Below are 18,539 nucleotides of genomic sequence, written 5' to 3'. Positions count from 1 at the left end.
GGCTTGGCCGCCACCGTCGCCCCCGGGCCGGCGGCTCCGGCGCGCTCGAGGCCGCCCTCCTCGGTGCTGTTCGTCTGCGGCATGAACGCGATCCGCTCGCCAATGGGCGCGGCGCTGGCGCGCCAGCTCTTTCCCGGTTCGCTCTATGTCGAATCGGCGGGCGTGAAACGCGGCGAGGCCGATCCCTTCGTGAAGATCGTGATGGAGGAGCGCGGCATCGATCTCTCCCGCCATCGCCCGCACACGATCGAGGATCTCGAAGACACCAATTTCGATCTCGTCATCACGCTGTCGCCCGAGGCGCATCATCGCGCGCTGGAACTGACGCGCACCATGGCACTGGACGTCGAATACTGGCCGACCCCCGACCCGACGCTGGTATCGGGGTCGCGCGAGCAGGTGCTCGATGCCTATCGCGCCGTCCGCGACCAGCTGGCGGACCGGATCAAGGCGCGCTTCGGCTGGATGCCGGCGTCGAGCGGCTGAGGTTTGCCGCCGGTTTCATTGCCCGGCGATTTCCGCTAGGTTCCGCGCGCTTCGCCCCAGCCTTGCCCTCACCGACCGGAAGATCGCGCATGATCGGAACGCCCGAGCCAAAGTCAGAGCCCAAAGCCGCGTTCGGGCCGAAGCTCCTGCTCGCCTCCGGCAGTCCGCGCCGCCTGCAGCTCCTCTCGCAGGCCGGCATCGAGCCCGACAGCCTGCTGCCGACCTCGGTCGACGAGACGCCGCTGAAGCATGAGCTGCCGCGCAGCCTCGCCAAGCGACTCGCCCGCTCCAAGGCGGACGCTGCCCGCGCCATGGCGGCGCGGACGCCCGAATTCGCCAATGCCTATATCCTCTCGGCGGACACGGTGGTGGCGGTCGGCCGGCGCATCCTGCCGAAGGCGGAGTTCCACGACCAGGCGAGCGAATGCCTGCTCCTGCTCTCCGGCCGCTCGCACCGCGTCTATACCGCCGTCTGCCTGATCACGCCCAAGGGCGCGATCCGCCAGCGCCTCGTCGAGACGAAAGTGCGCTTCAAGCGTCTTTCACGCGAGGAGATGGATACCTATCTCGGCTCGGGCGAATGGCGCGACAAGGCTGGCGGCTACGCCATCCAGGGCCTCGCTGGAACCTTCGTGGTGCGGCTGGTCGGCTCCTACAGTTCGGTCGTCGGGCTGCCGCTCTACGAGACGGTCGCCATGCTGGAGGGCGAGGGCTTTCCGACACGCAAGGGCTGGCTCGGGCCGAGCTGAGGATCGAGAGCATGAGCAAGGGCAAGCAGGGCACGAAGCCGTCTGCCGAGGTGGTACCCCTGCGGCCGCCGCGGCCCTGCCCCATCTGCGGCCAGGAATCGACGCGCGCCGCCTATCCCTTCTGTTCCAAGCGCTGCAAGGATGTCGACCTGCATCGCTGGCTGACGGGCGCCTATGCGATCGCCGCGGTGGAAGGCGAAGGCGAGGACGACGAGGAAGAGGCCTGAACGCCCCTGCGCAGCCGGCTTTCGCGCCGTCGCCGCGACAGCTTTCCACAGGCTCGAAGAGCCCACTCGGACCTCTGGACAGGCCTGCCGCGCTCCCCTATAAGGCCGTGTCTTCGCGCTCGTGGCACGACCCACCGGCGCCGGGCCTAGGTAGCTCAGTTGGTAGAGCAGCGGACTGAAAATCCGCGTGTCGCTGGTTCGATTCCAGCCCTAGGCACCATTTTCCCATTCAAGATGCATCCGAGCTGCGCGCCGTAGCCGACCAACAGGTCGAGCCGCGCATTTCGCCGATGTTCGTGTCGGTACCAGTTCTCTTCACCGGCAAAGATCGATGGCGGCAGCCGCGCGCTGTGAGGCCCCACCGGGCGGCGACCTCGAAGAGGCACAGCATCAAACGCAGGAGCGGACAACAAATACCCGCCGGAGCGACGAGTCGCGCCGGCGGGCTTTAGGGAGGGAGTATGCTTTAGGACAGCAACGTCCCGATAATGCGCATTATGGTGCGCCGCGTCAACGCGAGTGCAGTGCAGCATATCTGACAAATCCGTGAAGGTGCGGCGCAGCATCACGGATGGCCATTGGCGATCCACGCCGGCTCGTTATGCCCTTGCGGTCACGCCAGCCAGGAAACGACCGCCGCGCCAAACGCTCCCCTCAGCGGATGAACTGGTCGACATAGTCTGCGCCGAGGCCGACCTTCTCGTAATGCGCGCGGCACATGTCGATCTTGGTGAAGACGTCCTCGAAGCCGAGCGGCTCGCCATAGGCATCGACGTAGTACATGATGCCGTTGACCTGGAAGAGCGTGATCATCTCCTCGACATCGTCGGGCACGACCAGCGTATGGGTCTCGCCCGGGGGTTCGAAGACATAGCCGCCCTCCTCCGCCACCCAATCGTGCTCCAGATAGTGCCAGCGGCCCTTGATGACATAGCCGTGCACGGCCTGGGGATGGCGATGGCGGCTGAGGACGCCTGACTTGCGCACGCGCAAGAGGTTCATCCAGTAGCCCTGCGAGCGATTGAGGCAGAGCGGGCGGAACCAGACGCGCTCGGACTGCGGTACCCAGACCCGCTCGTCAGCAGGAACCGCATCGGGGATGACGATGTCGGGCAGCGTCTCCTTCGGCATCGGATGCTGGTAGGGCATCCGGGGATTGGGGTCGATCTTCATCGGCGGCATCAGCGCGCTCCTCCCTTGCGAGCCGGCTCACCGTTCTCCTCCGGCCGGCGCGGCTCGTCTTCTCGCATAGCGTCCGACGGCGCCATATGCCAGTCGCGATCAGCTGCGCGGCGGTCTCTCGGGCACCACCATCAACGGTCGCTCGATGGCCTCGCGCAGCGCGAACTTGGATTCGATCCGCGCCACGCCCGGCAGATGGCCGAGGACATTGGCGTGCAGACGCTCGAAATCGGAGAGATCGCGCGCGACGATGCGGAGCAGATAGTCGCTTGAGCCCGACATCAGATGCAGCGACAGGATGTTGGGACACTTCCGCGCCGCCGCCTCGAACGCCTTCAGGGCCTCATCGTTCTGCCGCTCGAGTGAGATTTCGACGAAGGCGGTGATGCCGAGCCCGACCGCCGCCGGATCGATCACGGCGCGATAGCCCGCAATGACGCCGTCCTGCTCGAGGCGCTGCAGGCGGCGCGTGACGGCCGAGGGCGACAGCCCGACCCGATCGGCCAACTCCACCGTCGAAAGACGCCCATCGCGGGCCAATTGCCCGACGATCCTGCGATCAAATTCGTCCAGATGCATGGATTCGCCTCCGCAGCGGCGTTCAACGCATCAAATGTGCGCTGAATGACTTTCGGAGACATGAATTAGCACAGAACCGCATCTGGAGCGGCGATATCCTGCGCGACATCCAGAAAATACCAGGGGATCATCACCATGCTTGTCGGCGTTCCGAAGGAGATCAAGAACAACGAATTCCGCGTCGGCCTCACGCCGGCTGCGGTTCGCGAATATGTCGCGCGCGGCCATCGCGTGCTGGTCGAGACCGGAGCCGGCGACGGCATCGGGGCGGGTGACGAGGCCTACGTCGCGGCCGGTGCCGCCATCGCATCCCAGGCAGCCGAAGTCTTCGCGCTCGCCGACATGGTCGTGAAGGTCAAGGAACCGCAGCCTTCCGAATGGGCGCAACTGCACGAAGGCCAGATCCTTTTCACCTATCTCCACCTCGCCCCCGATCCTGATCAGGCGCGCGGCCTGATGGCGTCGGGCGTCACCGCCGTCGCGTATGAGACCGTGACCGATGCACAGGGCGGCCTGCCGCTGCTCGCACCAATGAGCGAAGTCGCCGGACGCCTCTCGATCCAGGCCGCGGCGACGGCACTCCAGAAGCCGAATGGCGGCCGCGGCATCCTTCTCGGCGGCGTCCCGGGCGTGGCGCCTGCCCGCGTCGCCGTCATCGGCGGCGGCGTCGTCGGCCTGCATGCCGCTCGCATGGCGGCCGGCCTCGGCGCGGAGGTGACGATCCTCGACCGTTCGATCCCCCGGCTGCGCGAGCTCGACGAGATCTTCGCCGGCCGCGTGCGCACGCGCTATTCGACCATCGACGCCCTCGAGGAAGAGGTGATCGCGGCCGACGCCGTGATCGGCGCCGTCCTCATTCCGGGCGCGACCGCGCCGAAGCTCGTCACGCGCGCCATGCTGCCGAAGATGAAGCGCGGCGCGGTGCTCGTCGACGTCGCGATCGATCAGGGCGGCTGCTTCGAGACGTCCCATGCGACGACCCATGCCGATCCGACCTATGTCGAGGATGGCGTGATCCACTACTGCGTCGCCAACATGCCGGGCGCCGTGCCGCTCACCTCGAGCCATGCGCTCAATCACGCGACGCTGCCCTTCGGACTGGCCTTGGCCGGCGAGGGTCTTGCAGCCCTCGCCCGGGATCCGCATCTGAGGGCAGGCCTCAACATTCATCGCGGCCGCGTCGCCCACCGCGCCGTTGCCGAAGCGCTCGGCGTGAGCTTCGCGGACCCGGTCGGCATTGCAGCCTGAGGCTGGTCCCTGCGCCACGGGGCGCGCCGCGCTTGGTCGCGGCGCGCAATGGCGCTAAGAGGTCGTCCGGGCGCTGAATTCCAGACGGCCAGCGAGGCGTGATGCAAGCTCAATCGATGTCGTCGGTCCCCGGCGAATCAGCCGACGAGGCCACGCTGCTCGAAGGCATGGTGGCGGCGGCGCTGTCGGCCGGTACCGAAGTGATGGCGATCTATGGTCGCGACTTTTCGGTCGACGCGAAGGATGATGCCTCGCCGGTCACCGAAGCCGACCGCCGCGCCGAGATCATCATTCTGGCGGCTCTCGCGCGGATCGCACCCGGCATTCCGGTCGTGGCCGAAGAGGCCTGCTGCGGCGGCATCATACCGGATGTGGTGAGCCGCTTCTTCCTCGTCGATCCTGTCGACGGCACGCGCGAATTTGTTTCGCGCAATGGCGAGTTCACCGTCAACATCGCGCTGATCGAAGCCGGCATTCCCATTGCCGGCGTCGTCTACGCGCCGGCTCGCGACGTTCTCTTCGCGGGGCGTCTCGGCGCCGGCGCCGAGGAAATGCGCATCGAGGCGGGGCGGATCGCCGAGCGGCGGGCCGTCGCCGTGGCGCAGCCCGCAGCGCCACTCCGCATCGTGGCGAGCCGTTCCCACCGCACCTCGCAGACGGACGCCTTCATCGAACGCTATCCCGGCGCTTCCATCGTGCCGGCCGGCTCCTCGCTCAAATTCTGCCTGATCGCGTCGGGCCGGGCGGACCTCTATCCCCGCTTCGGGCCGACCATGCAGTGGGATACCGCAGCCGGCGATGCGGTGCTCCGCGCGGCCGGCGGCATGGTGACCACGCCCGAGGGCGAGCCGCTGGTCTATGGACCGAAATCGGGTGTGGGCCTCGACACCTACCGGAACCCGTCCTTCATTGCCGGCGGGCGCCTCGACATTCGCAAAGACGACTAAGACGATAGAGTTATCTGGAACGGGATTTCTCGCCATGCGCCATTCGCGCCAAGCGCGACAACGCATCAGGGAATCTACGCGACGCGCATATCTCGGCCTGCTCCCTGCGGAGGTCTAGTTTCGCTGCGTTCCGGAGATCTCCATGACCAGCGCACTTCCGCTTCATCTTCGCCGCCTCGAAGCCGAGTCGATCTTCATCCTGCGTGAGGTCGTCGCAACCTTCGAAAATCCCGTGATGCTCTATTCGATCGGCAAGGATTCGTCGGTCATGCTGCATCTGGCGATGAAGGCGTTCTTCCCCGCGCGGCCTCCCTTCCCGCTGCTCCACGTCGATACGACGTGGAAGTTCCGCGAGATGATCGCCTTCCGCGACGAGACGGCCGCGCGGCTGGGCCTCGATCTGAAGGTGCACACCAACCAGCAAGGCGCGGCGGCGGGCGTCAATCCGTTCGATCACGGCTCGTCCAATTATACGCAGATCATGAAGACCGAGGCGCTGAAGCAGGCGCTCGATGCCGGCGGCTACGATGCCGCCTTCGGTGGCGCCCGGCGCGACGAGGAGAAGAGCCGGGCCAAGGAGCGGATCTTCTCCTTCCGCTCCGCCCATCACGGCTGGGACCCCAAGAACCAGCGCCCCGAGCTCTGGTCGCTCTACAATACCCGCATCGCCAAGGGCGAGACGATCCGCGTCTTCCCGCTCTCCAACTGGACCGAGCTCGACATCTGGGAATACATCCTGGCCGAAGCGATCCCGATCGTCCCGCTCTATCTCGCGGCGGACCGACCGGTCGTGCGGCGTGGCGGCCAGCTGATCATGGCCGATGACGCGCGCATGCGCCTCCTCCCCGGAGAGGTGCCGGAGATGAAGCGCGTCCGTTTCCGCACACTCGGCTGCTATCCGCTGACGGCGGCGGTCGAATCCGACGCCGCCAGCGTCGAGGAGATCGTGCACGAGACCTTCTCGGTGACGACCTCCGAGCGGCAGGGCCGGCTGATCGATCACGACGAGAGCGGCTCGATGGAGAAGAAGAAGCGTGAGGGGTATTTCTGATGAGCGAGCCCTTCACCGTGCTGCAGCTCGCGAGCGAAGCGAGCGCACGTGCCGAGCCCGATAAGGGAACGTTGCGCTTCCTGACCTGCGGCAGCGTCGATGACGGCAAGTCGACCCTCATCGGGCGGCTGCTCTACGATTCGAAGCGCCTGTTCGACGACCAGATCGTCGCGCTCGAGAAGGACTCGAAGAAGTTCGGCACGGCGGGCGACGCCATGGACTTCGCCCTGCTCGTCGACGGGCTGGAAGCGGAGCGCGAACAGGGCATCACGATCGACGTCGCCTATCGCTTCTTCGCGACGGATCGGCGGCGCTTCATCGTCGCCGACACGCCGGGCCACGAGCAGTACACGCGCAACATGGCGACCGGCGCCTCGACGGCCGATCTCGCCGTGCTGCTGATCGATGCGCGCAAGGGCATCCTCAGCCAGACCCGGCGCCATGCGACCATCGCCGCGCTGCTCGGCATCCGCCATGTCGTGCTCGCGATCAACAAGATCGACCTCGTGGAATTCGATCGCACCGTCTATGAGCGGATCGTCGCCGCGTTCGACGAAGATGCCGGCCATTACGGCTTCGCCAGCCGCGTCGCCATCCCGCTCTCGGCCCGGTTCGGCGACAATGTCTCGTTCCAGAGCGAGCGCATGCCCTGGTATCGGGGACCGACGCTGATCGAACATCTGGAGACCGTCGACCTGGCGCCCGAACTCGCGCCGTCGCGGCCGTTCCGCTTCCCGGTGCAATGGGTGAACCGGCCGGATCTTTCCTTCCGCGGCTATGCGGGCACGGTTGCCGAGGGCGAGGTCAGCGTCGGCGACGAGATCGTCGTGGCGCGATCGGGCCATGCCGCCCGCGTTGCCCGGATCGTCACCCATGATGGCGACCGGGAGAGCGCCGCGGCGGAGGACGCCGTGACGCTGACGCTCGATCGCGAGATCGACGTTTCCCGCGGCGATATCCTGGCGCCGGCCACGGCCCGCCCGGAGGTTTCCGACCAGGTGGCCGCCCATCTGATCTGGATGGCCGAAGAGCCGATGCTGCCGGGGCGCCCCTATCTGATGAAGATCGGAACGCGGGTCGTCGGCGCCGCCGTGAGCGAGCTCAAGCACCGGCTCGAAATCGAGACGATGAAGCCGCTCGCCGCCAAGACGCTGGCGCTGAACGACATCGGCTTCGCGAACCTGTCGCTCGCCGAGCCCGTCGCCTTCGATGCCTATGAAGAGAACCGGACGACGGGGGCGTTCATTCTCATCGACCGCTTCACCAACCAGACGGTCGCCGCGGGCATGATCCGCTTCGGCCTCCGCCGTGCGACCAACATCCACCGCCAGGCGCTCACCGTCGACAAGGCCTCGCGGGCGCTCGCCAAGAGCCAGAAGCCGGCAATTCTCTGGTTCACGGGCCTTTCGGGGGCCGGGAAATCCACCATCGCCGATCTGGTCGAGCAGAAGCTGAACCTTCTCGGCCGGCACACCTATCTGCTCGACGGCGACAATGTGCGCCACGGCCTCAACCGCGACCTCGGCTTCACCGATGCCGACCGGGTCGAGAACATCCGCCGCGTCGCGGAGACGGCGAAGCTCTTCGTCGATGCCGGGCTGATCGTCCTCGTCTCCTTCATTTCGCCCTTCCGCTCGGAACGCCGCCTTGCGCGCGATCTCGTCGAGGCGGGCGAATTCATCGAGGTGTTCGTCGACACGCCGCTGGAAGTCGCGGAGGCGCGCGACGCGAAGGGGCTCTATCGCAAGGCGCGGGAAGGCAAGATCCGGAACTTCACCGGCATCGACAGTCCCTACGAGGCGCCGGAAGCGCCGGAGATCCATCTGAGGACGACGGAAACCGACGCCCAGTCGATGGCGGATGGTATCGTCGCCTATCTGCAGACGAGGGGCTATCTCGGCGGCTGATCCGGCCGCCGGATGCGTCTACCCCAGCACCTCGATGCGGACGGATCGGACGTCGATCGACGTGCCGTCGCCCGGGATCCCGGGCTCGATGATCAGCGAATCGTTTTCGGGGCCGCCGCGCTCCGGCGGCGCGGTCCATTCCGCGGAGAGCGGGGTGTAGCTCGACCCGAGCTTGACCTCGCTCCACGGGCTCTGGACGCGGCCGTTCTGATAGGCGAAGCGCACATTCATCGCCGGTGCGGTCCGCGAGGCGCGTGCGACCAGCACGATGCGGATCCGATGGCCCGCGATGCGTTCATAGACGCCGCGGCCGATCCGCACCCGGGCTCCGGCCGAGGTCGTCGAGGACGAGACGCGCGCAAAGCCGCCGTCCTGGTCGCCCTGGAAGACGACGGGATTGTCGGAGGTCGACTGGAAGACGCCCGGATCGCGGCCGTCGAACAGCACGAGTGTCTCCAGCGCCAGCCCGCCGGGTGCAACAGGCTGGGCCTCGGGCTGAGGCTGGGCCGCGGCTGTCTCTGTCGCGGGAGGCTCGAAAGCGGGTGAGGCCTGCGGCGGCGGTGCGGAGGATGCGGGCGCGGCCGTATCGATGACGGCCGGCGTTTCCGGCGAGGACGCAGTGGTCTTTCCGGACCCGTGTCCCATAACGAGAAGCGCCGATCCGGCGAGGCCGACAATGACGACCGCGCCGATCACCGCCGCGATCATGCGCCAGCCGATGCGGTCGATCAGCCCGAACAGGCCGCCCCGCGGCTCGTCGTCGCCGTCAAATGGATATTCGTCGCCGTCATAATCTTCGTAGTCGTCGTAATCCTCGTCATCCGGATCGTCCGCATAGAGCTCGTCCGCCTCGTCGACACTCCCGGTGTCGACAGCCGCGCCCTCATCCTCTTCGTCCGCCTCGTCCTCTTCGGGAGGCGGCAAGGCGGCCAGGACTGGCGCGGCCGGCCGACGCGGCGGAGCGAGCGCCAGCGTGTCCCCAAGGGGGCGCGCCCAGCGATACTCGACCTCGATCGCGCCGATGACGTCGTCGAACTCCTTGATCTTCCGATCGATATCGTCAGCGGACAGCGGCGGATCATAGACGCGGAGCAGGCGGATCATGGCCTCGCGCGCGCTCGCGAACACCCGATCGCGCCCTTGCCAGTCGGCAGGGTCGATATGGGCGATCGATCGGCGAAGGACGTTGTCGAGCTGGCTCATGGCGTGGATAGGCGGCGGCGCCGACCCGATGCCGGCAGCGGCGACGGACTCACTCTCACTTCTTCTTGAGGAAAGAAAGTCCCTGGCCGAGGATCAGCGGATCCGGCTTGCCGACGATGGTCTTGTCGCGCCCGTCGTAATCCACCGATCCGAGCACATGGCGGATGATGTTGAGACGGGCCCGCCGCTTGTCGTTGGCCAGCGCGACCGTCCACGGCGCTGGGCCGGAATGCGTCGCCTCCAGCATCTGGTCGCGCGCCGCCGAATAGGCGTCCCATTTGTCCAGCGCAGCGTAGTCCATGGGCGAGAGCTTCCAGATCTTGAGCGGATTGTGCCGGCGTTCGTGGAACCGCTTCAATTGCATTTCCTGGCCGATGTCGAGCCAGAACTTCAACAGGATGGTGCCCGCCTCGACGAGCATGCCCTCGAAGCGCGGCGCCTGCTTCAGGAAGATCTTGTGCTCCTCGGGCGTGCAGAACCCCATCACCGGCTCGACGCCGGCGCGGTTGTACCAGGAGCGGTCGAACGTCACGATCTCGCCGGCCGTCGGCAGCTCGGCGATATAGCGCTGGAAATACCATTGGCCGGCTTCGGTCTCGGACGGCTTCGGCAGCGCGACATCGCGGGCGCTGCGCGGATTGAGATACTGGCGGAATGCAAAGATCGCGCCGCCCTTGCCGGCCGAATCGCGCCCTTCGAAGATCAGCACCAGCTTCAGCTTGCGGGTCACGACATAGTGCTGGAGCTTGACGAGCTCGACCTGGAGCGCCTTCAGATCCTCCTCGTATTTGTCGGACTTCAGCGGCCTGTCATAGGGATATCCGCCGGACTTGAACGCCTTTTCCTCGACCCAGGATGGCAGGACGGGATTGTCCAGATCGAAGCTGCCCGACTTCAGCGTGACCGGCGCGGCATCGACGTTGGGCACCAGAACGGACGGCAGCGTGTCGACACCCTGCCCGGGCTCGACATTCTCAGCGTCCGCCTTCTTCAGCTTCTCTTTGGCCATGGGTCTTGCGCCCTTTTCGTGCGTCCCGCCTGTCGCGCGCGATTCTGTCACATAAGTCGTCGGTTTGTCCTCTACCCTGTGCCATCTTCTGCCAAGGATTCGGACGGTTCGATGGCGGCCGCGCAGGCCGCCACTGCCCGTGTGGATGAGAAGGCGGGTTCGAGGCTGCTGCATGAGTGAAGACGACCAGGAGCAGGGCAACGCTCCCGACCCGGTGCGCACGCGCGGCTTCTTCCAGAAGATCGCGGACGCGCGGCTTCTGCTCGGGATTCTGTTCGCCGCGATCGTGTTGCTCGTCGTCACCGGTCAATTGGCGGCGCTCCCCGCATTGCTCCTCTTCGCGCTCATGCTCGTCGCGACCGGCATTGTCTATGCCGAGGAGCGGATCGAGCCTTTGCGTCTCGCCAGGCGCTCGCCGCCTTCGGTCTGGCCCGAGACGGGCGTCAAGCGCATGGCGGATGCGCTGCCCGAATCCTGCATCATCCTCGATCGGCGCGGCGTCGTCCGCTACGCCAACCGTCATGCCGAGGCTGCCTTTCCGATCCGCCCCGGCGATCCGCTGACGCTGCGCCTCAGAGCGCCGGAGTTCGTCCGCACCTTCGAGCGCGTCGCCGCCGGCGGGCCGGCCGAGCGGATCGAGTTCCTGGAGCGGGTTCCGACCGAGCGCTGGTACCGCGCATCATTCTCGCGCATGGACCCCAAGGATGACGCGAGCCGTCCGGGCTTCATCGTCCTGATCATCTCCGACTTCACCGAGCAGCGGCGCAGCGAGAAGATCCGCGTCGATTTCGTCGCCAATGCGAGCCACGAGCTGCGCACGCCGCTCGCCTCGCTCGCCGGCTTCATCGAGACGCTGCAGGGGCCGGCACGCGACGATACCAAGGCACGCGAACGCTTCCTGGCCATCATGCATGACCAGGCGACCCGTATGAGCCGGCTCATCGACGACCTGCTATCGCTGTCGCGCATCGAGATGAAGGCGCATATGCGGCCGGACTCGCCGGTCGACGTCGTCGCGATTGTCCGCGGCGTCGTGGATGCGCTGGAGCCGCAAGCCCAAGGACAGTCGGTCCAGATCGAGACGGTTCTGCCGGCCACGCCGCTTTTGGTGGCGGGCGACCGCGACGAACTGGTGCAGGTGTTCCAGAACCTCGTTGAGAACGCCTGCAAATATGGCCGCTCCGGCGGCCGCGTTGTCGTCGAGGCCAAGGCGAGCGCGGATGGCGGGCTCGTCGGCGTCGGTGTGCGCGATTTCGGTCCCGGCATTTCCGCCGAACATCTCCCGCGGCTCACCGAGCGGTTCTACCGGGCCAATGACGGAACCGGCGCGCAACGCGGAACGGGGCTCGGCCTCGCCATCGTCAAGCACATCCTGAACCGTCACCGGGCCCGCTTGAACATTGAGAGCCGGCCGGGGGAAGGCGCGTTGTTCAAAGTCGAATTCCCGACCTTCACCACCGCAGACAAGCCTCTCCCGTCCGCGATAAGCGCTGCGTCGACAGATACTTAGCCTGTCATAAACTTGTCAGCTCTTCGTCATAGAACCATTACCGGTGGCCACTAGGGTCCGACCCGCGCTGCCGATGCGACCTCTCTGCGACGGAGCGCCGCTTCATTTTGGACTGCACCAGGGAGATGGTCAGTGAAACTCACGAACATCGCATTCGCGGCAGGTCTCGTCACCGCCGCCATCGGTTTCGGATCGGCCAATGCCACCGACATTTCAGGGGCTGGCGCGACCTTCCCCTATCCGATCTACGCCAAGTGGGCCGATACCTATCAGAAGGAAACCGGCGACAAGCTCAACTATCAGTCGATCGGTTCGGGCGGCGGCATCAAGCAGATCAAGGCCAAGACGGTCACGTTCGGCGCGACCGACGCCCCGCTGAAGCCGGAAGAGCTTGAGAAGGAAGGCCTCGTCCAGTTCCCGACCGTGATCGGCGGCGTGGTCCCGATCATCAACGTTCCGGGCGTCAAGCCGGGCGATATCGTCCTCGACGGCCAGACCCTCGCCGATATCTTCCAGGGCAAGATCACCAAGTGGGACGATGAGGCGATCAAGAAGCTCAACCCGTCGCTGACGCTGCCGTCGACCGCCATCGCCGTCGTGCATCGCTCTGACGGTTCGGGCACCAGCTTCGTGTTCACGACCTATCTCTCGCAGGTCTCGCAGGCCTGGGCCGGCGACGTCGGCGCCGCCTCTGCCGTCGAATGGCCGGTCGGCCTCGGCGCGAAGGGCAATGAAGGCGTCGCCGCCGGCGTGTCGCAGACGGTCGGCTCGATCGGCTATGTCGAGTATGCCTTCGCCGCGCAGAACAACATGACCTTCACGAAGCTCGTCAACAAGGACGGCCAGACGGTCGCTCCGGAAGTGCCGAACTTCGCCGCCGCCGCCGAAGGCGTCGACTGGTCGAAGCTGCCGGGCTACTACGTCATCCTGACGAACGAGCCGGGTGCCAAGGCGTGGCCGATCACCGCCGCGACGTTCATCCTGATGCACAAGCAGCCGAAGGACGACGCCGCTTCCGCCGCCGCCCTGAAGTTCTTCGCCTGGGCCTACGCCAATGGCGACCAGGCCGCGGCCGACCTGCACTACATCCCGATGCCCGACTCCGTCGTTGCGAACATCAAGGCCACCTGGGCCAAGGATATCGTCGGCGCGGACGGCAAGCCGCTCTTCGTCGAGATGGCCAAGTAAGCATCGCAAGCAAGATCAATCGATCCTGGGAGAGGGGCGGCGCCCCTCTCCTGATCTCTTCAGATTGAAGGCTCCAATCAGGGCCGGGGGAACGAGATGGCGGACGCTATAATGACCGGGTTGCGGAGCGCAGGCGTAGACAGCACCAAGCTCAAGCGAATGGGTCGGCTGCGCGCCGGCGACCTGCTCTTCAACTGGGTCACCTTCGCAGCCGCGCTGACGGTCCTGCTCCTGCTCGGCGGCGTGATCGTCTCGCTGATCTACGGCTCGATCCCTGCGTTCCAAACATTCGGCCTCGATTTCCTGACCACCCAGAGCTGGAACCCGGTGACCGAGAAGTTCGGCGCACTGGCTCCGATCTACGGCACGGTGGTCACGTCGATCATCGCCCTGCTGATCGCCGTCCCGGTCGGCATCGGTATCTCGATCTTCCTGACCGAACTGTGCCCGCCCTGGCTGAAGCGTCCGATCGGCGTCGCCATCGAACTGCTCGCCGGCATTCCCTCGATCATCTACGGCATTTGGGGCCTGTTCGTCTTCGCACCCTTCTTCCAGGCCACGGTGCAGCCCTTCCTCATCGACGTCTTCGCGCCGATCCCGGTGCTGAACTCGATCTTCGCCGGCCCGCCCTATGGCATCGGCGTCCTGACCGCCGGCATCATCCTGGCGATCATGGTGCTGCCCTTCATCACCTCGATCACCCGCGACGTGTTCGACACGGTGCCGCCGGTGCTCAAGGAGGCGACCTACGGCCTCGGCTGCACGACGGCGGAAGTGGTGACGAAGGTCGTGCTGCCCTATTCGCGCGTCGGCGTCATCGGCGGCGTCATGCTGGGCCTGGGACGCGCCCTCGGCGAGACCATGGCCGTGACCTTCGTCATCGGCAACGCGCACAAGATCTCTGCTTCGATCCTGTCTCCGGGCACGACGATCTCGGCATCGATCGCCAACGAGTTCACCGAGGCGGTGGGCGATCTCTACACGTCCTCGCTGATCGCGCTGGGCCTGATCCTCTTCGTCATCACCTTCATCGTTCTGGCTGCCGCCCGCATCATGCTGGCGCGCATGAACACCAAAGCCGGCAACTGAGGCGAACACCATGGCATCTTTGGGAAATTCCGCCATCTCGACGCCGGCCGCCCAGGCGCTCTATCGCAGGCGCCGCCGCAGCAACGGCATCCTGCTGACGCTGTCCTTCGCCGCGACGATCTTCGGCCTGCTCTGGCTGGCCCTGATCCTGATCGCGCTGTTCTACCAGGGCTTCTCCGGCCTCTCGCTCTCGATCTTCACCGAGATGACGCCCCCGCCGGGCGAAGCCGGCGGCCTGCTGAACGCCATCATCGGCAGCTTGATCATGACGATCGCCGGCGTGGCGATCGGCACCCCGATCGGCATCCTGGCCGGGACCTACATGGCGGAATATGGCCGCCACAACCAGCTCACCAATGTCGTGCGGTTCATCAACGACATCCTGCTGGCGGCGCCGTCGATCGTGATCGGCCTGTTCGTCTATGAGGTCGTGGTCGCGCCGATGGGGCACTTCTCCGCCATCGCCGGCTCGCTCGCTTTGGCGATCCTGGTGATCCCGGTCGTCGTGCGCACCACCGAGGACATGCTCAATCTGGTGCCGAACACGCTGCGCGAAGCCTCGGCGGCGCTCGGCCTGCCGCGCGCAGTCATGATCCGTCAGGTCGCCTATCGCGCCGCACTGTCGGGCATCGTCACCGGCGTCCTGCTGGCCATCGCCCGTGTCAGCGGCGAAACGGCGCCGCTGCTGTTCACCGCGCTCAACAACCAGTTCTGGAGCGTCGACCCCAACGCGCCGATGTCCAGCTTGCCTGTGACCATCTTCCAGTTCGCCCTCAGCCCCTATCCGGAATGGCAGAAGCTCGCCTGGAGCGGTGCGCTGCTCATCACCATCGCGGTGCTCGCGCTCAACATCATCGCCCGCACCTTCCTTAGCCCGAGGACCTCGAAATGATGCAGTCCGCTGTCGCGCCGAACGCGCTGCCCGAGAAGATCTCGATCAAGAACCTCAAGTTCTTCTATGGCGACAGCCTGGCGCTGAAGTCGATCAACCTGCCGCTCTACGAAAAGAAGGTCACCGCCTTCATCGGCCCGTCGGGCTGCGGCAAGTCGACCCTGCTGCGTGTCCTCAACCGGATGTACGATCTCTATCCGCGGCAGCGCGCCGAGGGCGAGGTCCTGTTCGACGGCGGCAACATCCTCAACCCAGGTCAGGATCTCAACCTGCTGCGCGCGCGCATCGGCATGGTGTTCCAGAAGCCGACTCCGTTCCCGATGTCGATCTACGACAACATCGCTTTCGGCATCCGCCTCTACGAGAACATCTCGCGCGCCGAGATGGACGCCCGCGTCGAGGCGGCGCTGACCCGCGCGGCGCTCTGGAACGAAGTGAAAGACAAGCTCTCCTCGAGCGGTCTCAGCCTCTCCGGCGGCCAGCAGCAGCGCCTTTGCATCGCCCGATCGATCGCCGTACGGCCCGAGGTCGTGCTGTTCGACGAACCGTGCTCCGCGCTCGATCCGATCTCGACCGCCAAGATCGAGGAACTGATCGACGAGCTGACGGCCGACTACACGATCGCGATCGTGACGCACAACATGCAGCAGGCGGCCCGCGTCTCCGACTACACCGCCTTCATGTATCTCGGCGAACTCATCGAGTTCGACGAGACGTCGAAGATCTTCACCGCGCCGAGCGACAAGCGCACCCAGGACTACATCACCGGCCGCTTCGGCTGACCGGCGACGGCAGGAGGATGACATGTCGGAACATATCGTTTCGCGCTACGACGACGAGCTGAAGGATGTCCAGCGCCGCATCGCGGAGATGGGCGGGATCGCCGAACGCCTGGTGGATCTTTCCGTCACTGCGCTGACGCGCATCGACACGGTCATGGCCAACACTGTGATCATGGAAGACCGCCGGCTCGACGAGATCCAGCGGCAGTGCGAGGAAGAGGCCATCCGCATCATCGCGCGGCGCCAGCCCATGGCGCTGGACCTGCGCGAGGTGATCGGCGCGATGCGCATCTCCAATGATCTGGAGCGGATCGGCGACCTCGCCAAGAACAACGCCAAGCGCGTGCTGGCGCTCGACGGCCAGTTCCAGTCGAAGCGCTTCATGACCGGCGTCGAGCATATGGCCGAGCTCTCGCTCGCCCAGCTCAAGGACGTGCTGGACGCCTATGCGACACGCGACGTCCACCAGGCCTTCGAGGTCTGGAAGCGCGATGCCGACATCGACTCGATGTACACGTCGCTGTTCCGCGAACTCCTCACCTACATGATGGAGGATCCGCGCAACATCTCGCTGTGCACGCATTTGCTGTTCTGCGCCAAGAACATCGAGCGCATCGGTGACCATACGACGAACATCGCCGAGACCGTGCACTATGTCGTCACGGGCGAGGCGCTGACGCAGGACCGTCCGAAGCAGGACGAATCCAGCGTTACCACCGTCACCTATGCGGACAACTGATCACCGAGATCAGGTCTGATCGGGATTTGATGAATGACACCACGGGTCATGGTGGTTGAAGACGAGGAGGCGCTCAGCCTCCTCCTGCGCTACAATCTGGAAGCGGAAGGCTATCAGGTCGAAGTGGTGCCGCGCGGCGACGATGCCGAGACGCGGCTCCGCGAGACCGTTCCCGACCTGCTGCTGCTCGACTGGATGCTTCCGGGCATTTCGGGCATCGAACTCTGTCGCCGCCTCAGGGCACGCGACGTCACCCGCACGCTGCCGATCGTCATGCTGACGGCGCGCGGCGAGGAGCAGGAGCGCATCCGCGGCCTCTCGACGGGCGCGGACGACTATGTCGTCAAGCCCTTCTCGGTGCCCGAGCTGATGGCGCGAGTCCGCGCCATCCTGCGCCGGTCGCGGCCGGAGGTGATCGCCTCGCTGCTCAGGGCCGGCGATATCGAGCTCGACCGGGAGACGCACCGTGTCCGCCGCTCGGGCCGCGAGCTGCGTCTTGGGCCGACGGAGTTCCGCCTGCTCGAATTCCTGATGAAGAGCCCAGGTCGCGTCTTCTCGCGCGAGCAGCTTCTCGACGGGGTCTGGGGACGGGACGTCTATGTCGACGAGCGGACCGTCGACGTCCATATCGGACGCCTGCGCAAGGCCGTGAACCGCGGACGCGTCAAGGACCCCATCCGCACGGTGCGCGGCTCGGGCTATGCCTTTGACGACCAGTTCGTCGGGGTTGCCTGAAGCCTCGGGCCGAAGCGTGGAAGCCGGCTTTCGGATCGATCCGATGCGAAGGCCGGGAGTTCGACCGCCACGGTGCCGCGCGGATCGCGCCGGCTATACTTCAGCGGTATCCGCCAGAGACCGTGTTTCCGTCAGAGATTATTGAAGGGACGAGATAACGTCCCCCCGGCTCAAGCGGGAGACGATGATCGGGCGCGCCGGTTCCAAAAAGAGTGCCCTCCCCTCCATGCGAGCGCGAGGGGAAGGCAGGCGGGCACGCGGAACGGGATCAGGCTCCGACGACGAGCTTGCGCTCACGCCGGCGATCATTGACCGGCTGGTAGGCGATGCGGGAGTGATACTCGCAATAGGGAATGCCCGAGTTCGAGCGCTGGCCGCAGAAATGGAAATCCTCGGAATTCGGATCGCCGATCGGCCATTTGCAGGTCTGCTCGGTGAGCGTCAGGATCGTCGCGTGCAGGCTGATCGGCACGACGACATCGTCGCCGCCCGTAGCGCGCAGCATGCGACGGGGTTCGGCCATCGGCTGAACCAGGGGCTTCAGCGCCGTATTGCCGGCGACGAGGGGGCGCTGCATTGTCGGCTGCGGCCGGCTGGCGGCGGGCATCTGGCGCCCGTTCGACGTCGTCGCAGCGGGCTTGCGGGCACGCGCCACCGGGGCGGCCGCAGGCTTGGCCCTTCCGGAGAGGCTGAGGCGGTGCACCTTGCCGATCACGGCATTACGCGTCACGCCGCCAAGCTCCGTGGCGATCTGACTGGCGCTCAGTCCGTCGGTCCAGAGCTTCTTGAGCAACTCAACCCGTTCGTCCGTCCAAGTCATGGCTCATCCTTGTCGGTCGGAGCGGTGGTACGAATCCAGATCGATCGCCGCTCGATACGCCGAACGACGACACAGCTAACGCAACGATCGGGGGGAGGTACTACCGCTCGATATTTCGTATCTTAACGAGCATTAAGCTACTATATGGCGCGACTCCCTGACAAGAGTCGCACTGAATCCGAGACGCCGATCTCAC

19 protein-coding genes and 1 tRNA gene are annotated in these 18,539 nt (G+C 65.8%); 15 read left to right on the top strand and 5 right to left on the bottom strand.

All coding sequences use genetic code 11. The features are described 5' to 3' along the window. Positions 1–3: 3 nt before the first annotated feature. The 4 genes from GGR25_RS23285 (at position 4) to GGR25_RS23270 (ending at position 1,682) form a co-directional block, all read left to right on the top strand. Positions 4–486 carry an arsenate-mycothiol transferase ArsC gene (locus GGR25_RS23285; RefSeq protein ID WP_183401276.1) on the top strand — a complete coding sequence of 161 codons (483 nt, stop codon included), beginning with the start codon at positions 4–6 and terminating at the stop codon, positions 484–486. An 89-nt stretch (positions 487–575) separates the two neighbouring features. Further along, a complete protein-coding gene (locus tag GGR25_RS23280) occupies positions 576–1,235 on the top strand; it encodes a Maf-like protein (RefSeq protein ID WP_183401275.1) in 660 nt (219 codons plus the stop codon). Between the two features lie 11 nt (positions 1,236–1,246). Continuing rightward, positions 1,247–1,462: a DNA gyrase inhibitor YacG gene (gene yacG, locus GGR25_RS23275; RefSeq protein WP_183401274.1), complete on the top strand. Its 216-nt coding sequence runs from the start codon at positions 1,247–1,249 to the stop codon at positions 1,460–1,462. A 144-nt stretch (positions 1,463–1,606) separates the two neighbouring features. Next, positions 1,607–1,682 (top strand) — tRNA-Phe (locus GGR25_RS23270). A gap of 434 nt (positions 1,683–2,116) precedes the next feature. Here the strand turns inward: GGR25_RS23270 and GGR25_RS23265 are convergent. Together GGR25_RS23265 and GGR25_RS23260 are read right to left on the bottom strand one after the other, a co-directional pair. Beyond that, a complete protein-coding gene (locus tag GGR25_RS23265) occupies positions 2,117–2,644 on the bottom strand; it encodes a 2,4'-dihydroxyacetophenone dioxygenase family protein (protein WP_183401273.1) in 528 nt (175 codons plus the stop codon). A 99-nt stretch (positions 2,645–2,743) separates the two neighbouring features. Next, the gene (locus tag GGR25_RS23260; protein ID WP_183401272.1) at positions 2,744–3,223 is read right to left on the bottom strand and encodes an Lrp/AsnC family transcriptional regulator; all 480 of its coding nucleotides are present in this window, start codon (positions 3,221–3,223) and stop codon (positions 2,744–2,746) included. Between the two features lie 135 nt (positions 3,224–3,358). On the opposite strand from GGR25_RS23260, the gene ald reads away from it, so the two are divergent. From ald to cysN, 4 genes are all read left to right on the top strand, one after another. Then, positions 3,359–4,471 (top strand): alanine dehydrogenase, encoded by a 1,113-nt coding sequence (gene ald, locus GGR25_RS23255; protein WP_183401271.1) that lies wholly within the window; start codon positions 3,359–3,361, stop codon positions 4,469–4,471. A 101-nt stretch (positions 4,472–4,572) separates the two neighbouring features. Beyond that, complete coding sequence (gene cysQ, locus GGR25_RS23250) at positions 4,573–5,418, top strand: 3'(2'),5'-bisphosphate nucleotidase CysQ (protein WP_183401270.1); 846 nt, start codon at positions 4,573–4,575, stop codon at positions 5,416–5,418. A 142-nt stretch (positions 5,419–5,560) separates the two neighbouring features. Beyond that, positions 5,561–6,469: a sulfate adenylyltransferase subunit CysD gene (gene cysD / locus GGR25_RS23245; protein ID WP_183401269.1), complete on the top strand. Its 909-nt coding sequence runs from the start codon at positions 5,561–5,563 to the stop codon at positions 6,467–6,469. After that, a complete protein-coding gene (gene cysN, locus GGR25_RS23240) occupies positions 6,469–8,376 on the top strand; it encodes a sulfate adenylyltransferase subunit CysN (protein ID WP_183401268.1) in 1,908 nt (635 codons plus the stop codon). Before cysD ends, cysN begins: the two co-directional genes overlap by 1 nt. 18 nt (positions 8,377–8,394) lie before the next feature. Here the strand turns inward: cysN and GGR25_RS23235 are convergent, their stop codons facing one another. Both GGR25_RS23235 and ppk2 read right to left on the bottom strand, forming a co-directional pair. Beyond that, a complete protein-coding gene (locus GGR25_RS23235) occupies positions 8,395–9,579 on the bottom strand; it encodes a hypothetical protein (RefSeq protein WP_183401267.1) in 1,185 nt (394 codons plus the stop codon). A 55-nt stretch (positions 9,580–9,634) separates the two neighbouring features. After that, entirely contained in the window at positions 9,635–10,588 is a 954-nt protein-coding gene (gene ppk2, locus GGR25_RS23230; RefSeq protein WP_183401266.1) for a polyphosphate kinase 2, read from the bottom strand. A gap of 172 nt (positions 10,589–10,760) precedes the next feature. Here ppk2 and GGR25_RS23225 point away from each other — a divergent pair, with 172 nt between their 5' ends. From GGR25_RS23225 to phoB, 7 genes are all read left to right on the top strand, one after another. Continuing rightward, the gene (locus GGR25_RS23225; RefSeq protein ID WP_183401265.1) at positions 10,761–12,098 is read left to right on the top strand and encodes an ATP-binding protein; all 1,338 of its coding nucleotides are present in this window, start codon (positions 10,761–10,763) and stop codon (positions 12,096–12,098) included. 132 nt (positions 12,099–12,230) lie between these two features. Further along, positions 12,231–13,286: a phosphate ABC transporter substrate-binding protein PstS gene (gene pstS, locus GGR25_RS23220; RefSeq protein WP_183401264.1), complete on the top strand. Its 1,056-nt coding sequence runs from the start codon at positions 12,231–12,233 to the stop codon at positions 13,284–13,286. Between the two features lie 159 nt (positions 13,287–13,445). Next, complete coding sequence (gene pstC, locus GGR25_RS23215) at positions 13,446–14,375, top strand: phosphate ABC transporter permease subunit PstC (RefSeq protein WP_246410205.1); 930 nt, start codon at positions 13,446–13,448, stop codon at positions 14,373–14,375. Positions 14,376–14,385: 10 nt separating this feature from the next. Further along, the gene (pstA, locus tag GGR25_RS23210; protein WP_183401262.1) at positions 14,386–15,267 is read left to right on the top strand and encodes a phosphate ABC transporter permease PstA; all 882 of its coding nucleotides are present in this window, start codon (positions 14,386–14,388) and stop codon (positions 15,265–15,267) included. Next, on the top strand, positions 15,264–16,049 hold the full coding sequence (pstB, locus tag GGR25_RS23205) for a phosphate ABC transporter ATP-binding protein PstB (RefSeq protein WP_183401261.1): 786 nt from the start codon (positions 15,264–15,266) through the stop codon (positions 16,047–16,049). The genes pstA and pstB overlap by 4 nt, the downstream gene beginning before the upstream one ends. 22 nt (positions 16,050–16,071) lie before the next feature. After that, positions 16,072–16,788: a phosphate signaling complex protein PhoU gene (gene phoU / locus GGR25_RS23200; RefSeq protein ID WP_183401260.1), complete on the top strand. Its 717-nt coding sequence runs from the start codon at positions 16,072–16,074 to the stop codon at positions 16,786–16,788. A gap of 33 nt (positions 16,789–16,821) precedes the next feature. Further along, positions 16,822–17,523, top strand: coding sequence for a phosphate regulon transcriptional regulator PhoB (gene phoB / locus GGR25_RS23195; RefSeq protein WP_183401259.1), 702 nt, complete (start codon positions 16,822–16,824; stop codon positions 17,521–17,523). 268 nt (positions 17,524–17,791) lie between these two features. Here phoB and GGR25_RS23190 read toward each other — a convergent pair whose 3' ends face one another. Further along, positions 17,792–18,343, bottom strand: a complete 552-nt coding sequence (locus tag GGR25_RS23190) for a GcrA family cell cycle regulator (RefSeq protein WP_183401258.1) — start codon at positions 18,341–18,343, stop codon at positions 17,792–17,794. Between the last annotated feature and the right edge of the window lie 196 nt (positions 18,344–18,539).

Origin of the sequence: Kaistia hirudinis (assembly GCF_014196455.1) — a bacterium.
Taxonomy (GTDB): domain Bacteria; phylum Pseudomonadota; class Alphaproteobacteria; order Rhizobiales; family Kaistiaceae; genus Kaistia; species Kaistia hirudinis.
Note: the sequence above shows the minus strand (reverse complement) of the source record. Positions and strands in the feature narration are given on the sequence as shown.

Coding starts and splice junctions, on each gene's coding strand:
- cysN (WP_183401268.1), top strand. CDS start 6,469: ATGAGCGAGCCCTTCACCGTGCTGCAGCTCGCGAGCGAAGCGAGCGCA.
- GGR25_RS23265 (WP_183401273.1), bottom strand. CDS start 2,644: ATGCCGCCGATGAAGATCGACCCCAATCCCCGGATGCCCTACCAGCAT.
- ppk2 (WP_183401266.1), bottom strand. CDS start 10,588: ATGGCCAAAGAGAAGCTGAAGAAGGCGGACGCTGAGAATGTCGAGCCC.
- pstA (WP_183401262.1), top strand. CDS start 14,386: ATGGCATCTTTGGGAAATTCCGCCATCTCGACGCCGGCCGCCCAGGCG.
- cysD (WP_183401269.1), top strand. CDS start 5,561: ATGACCAGCGCACTTCCGCTTCATCTTCGCCGCCTCGAAGCCGAGTCG.
- GGR25_RS23235 (WP_183401267.1), bottom strand. CDS start 9,579: ATGAGCCAGCTCGACAACGTCCTTCGCCGATCGATCGCCCATATCGAC.
- GGR25_RS23260 (WP_183401272.1), bottom strand. CDS start 3,223: ATGCATCTGGACGAATTTGATCGCAGGATCGTCGGGCAATTGGCCCGC.
- pstB (WP_183401261.1), top strand. CDS start 15,264: ATGATGCAGTCCGCTGTCGCGCCGAACGCGCTGCCCGAGAAGATCTCG.
- phoU (WP_183401260.1), top strand. CDS start 16,072: ATGTCGGAACATATCGTTTCGCGCTACGACGACGAGCTGAAGGATGTC.
- GGR25_RS23190 (WP_183401258.1), bottom strand. CDS start 18,343: ATGACTTGGACGGACGAACGGGTTGAGTTGCTCAAGAAGCTCTGGACC.
- yacG (WP_183401274.1), top strand. CDS start 1,247: ATGAGCAAGGGCAAGCAGGGCACGAAGCCGTCTGCCGAGGTGGTACCC.
- phoB (WP_183401259.1), top strand. CDS start 16,822: ATGACACCACGGGTCATGGTGGTTGAAGACGAGGAGGCGCTCAGCCTC.
- ald (WP_183401271.1), top strand. CDS start 3,359: ATGCTTGTCGGCGTTCCGAAGGAGATCAAGAACAACGAATTCCGCGTC.
- GGR25_RS23280 (WP_183401275.1), top strand. CDS start 576: ATGATCGGAACGCCCGAGCCAAAGTCAGAGCCCAAAGCCGCGTTCGGG.
- GGR25_RS23225 (WP_183401265.1), top strand. CDS start 10,761: ATGAGTGAAGACGACCAGGAGCAGGGCAACGCTCCCGACCCGGTGCGC.
- cysQ (WP_183401270.1), top strand. CDS start 4,573: ATGCAAGCTCAATCGATGTCGTCGGTCCCCGGCGAATCAGCCGACGAG.
- pstC (WP_246410205.1), top strand. CDS start 13,446: ATGGGTCGGCTGCGCGCCGGCGACCTGCTCTTCAACTGGGTCACCTTC.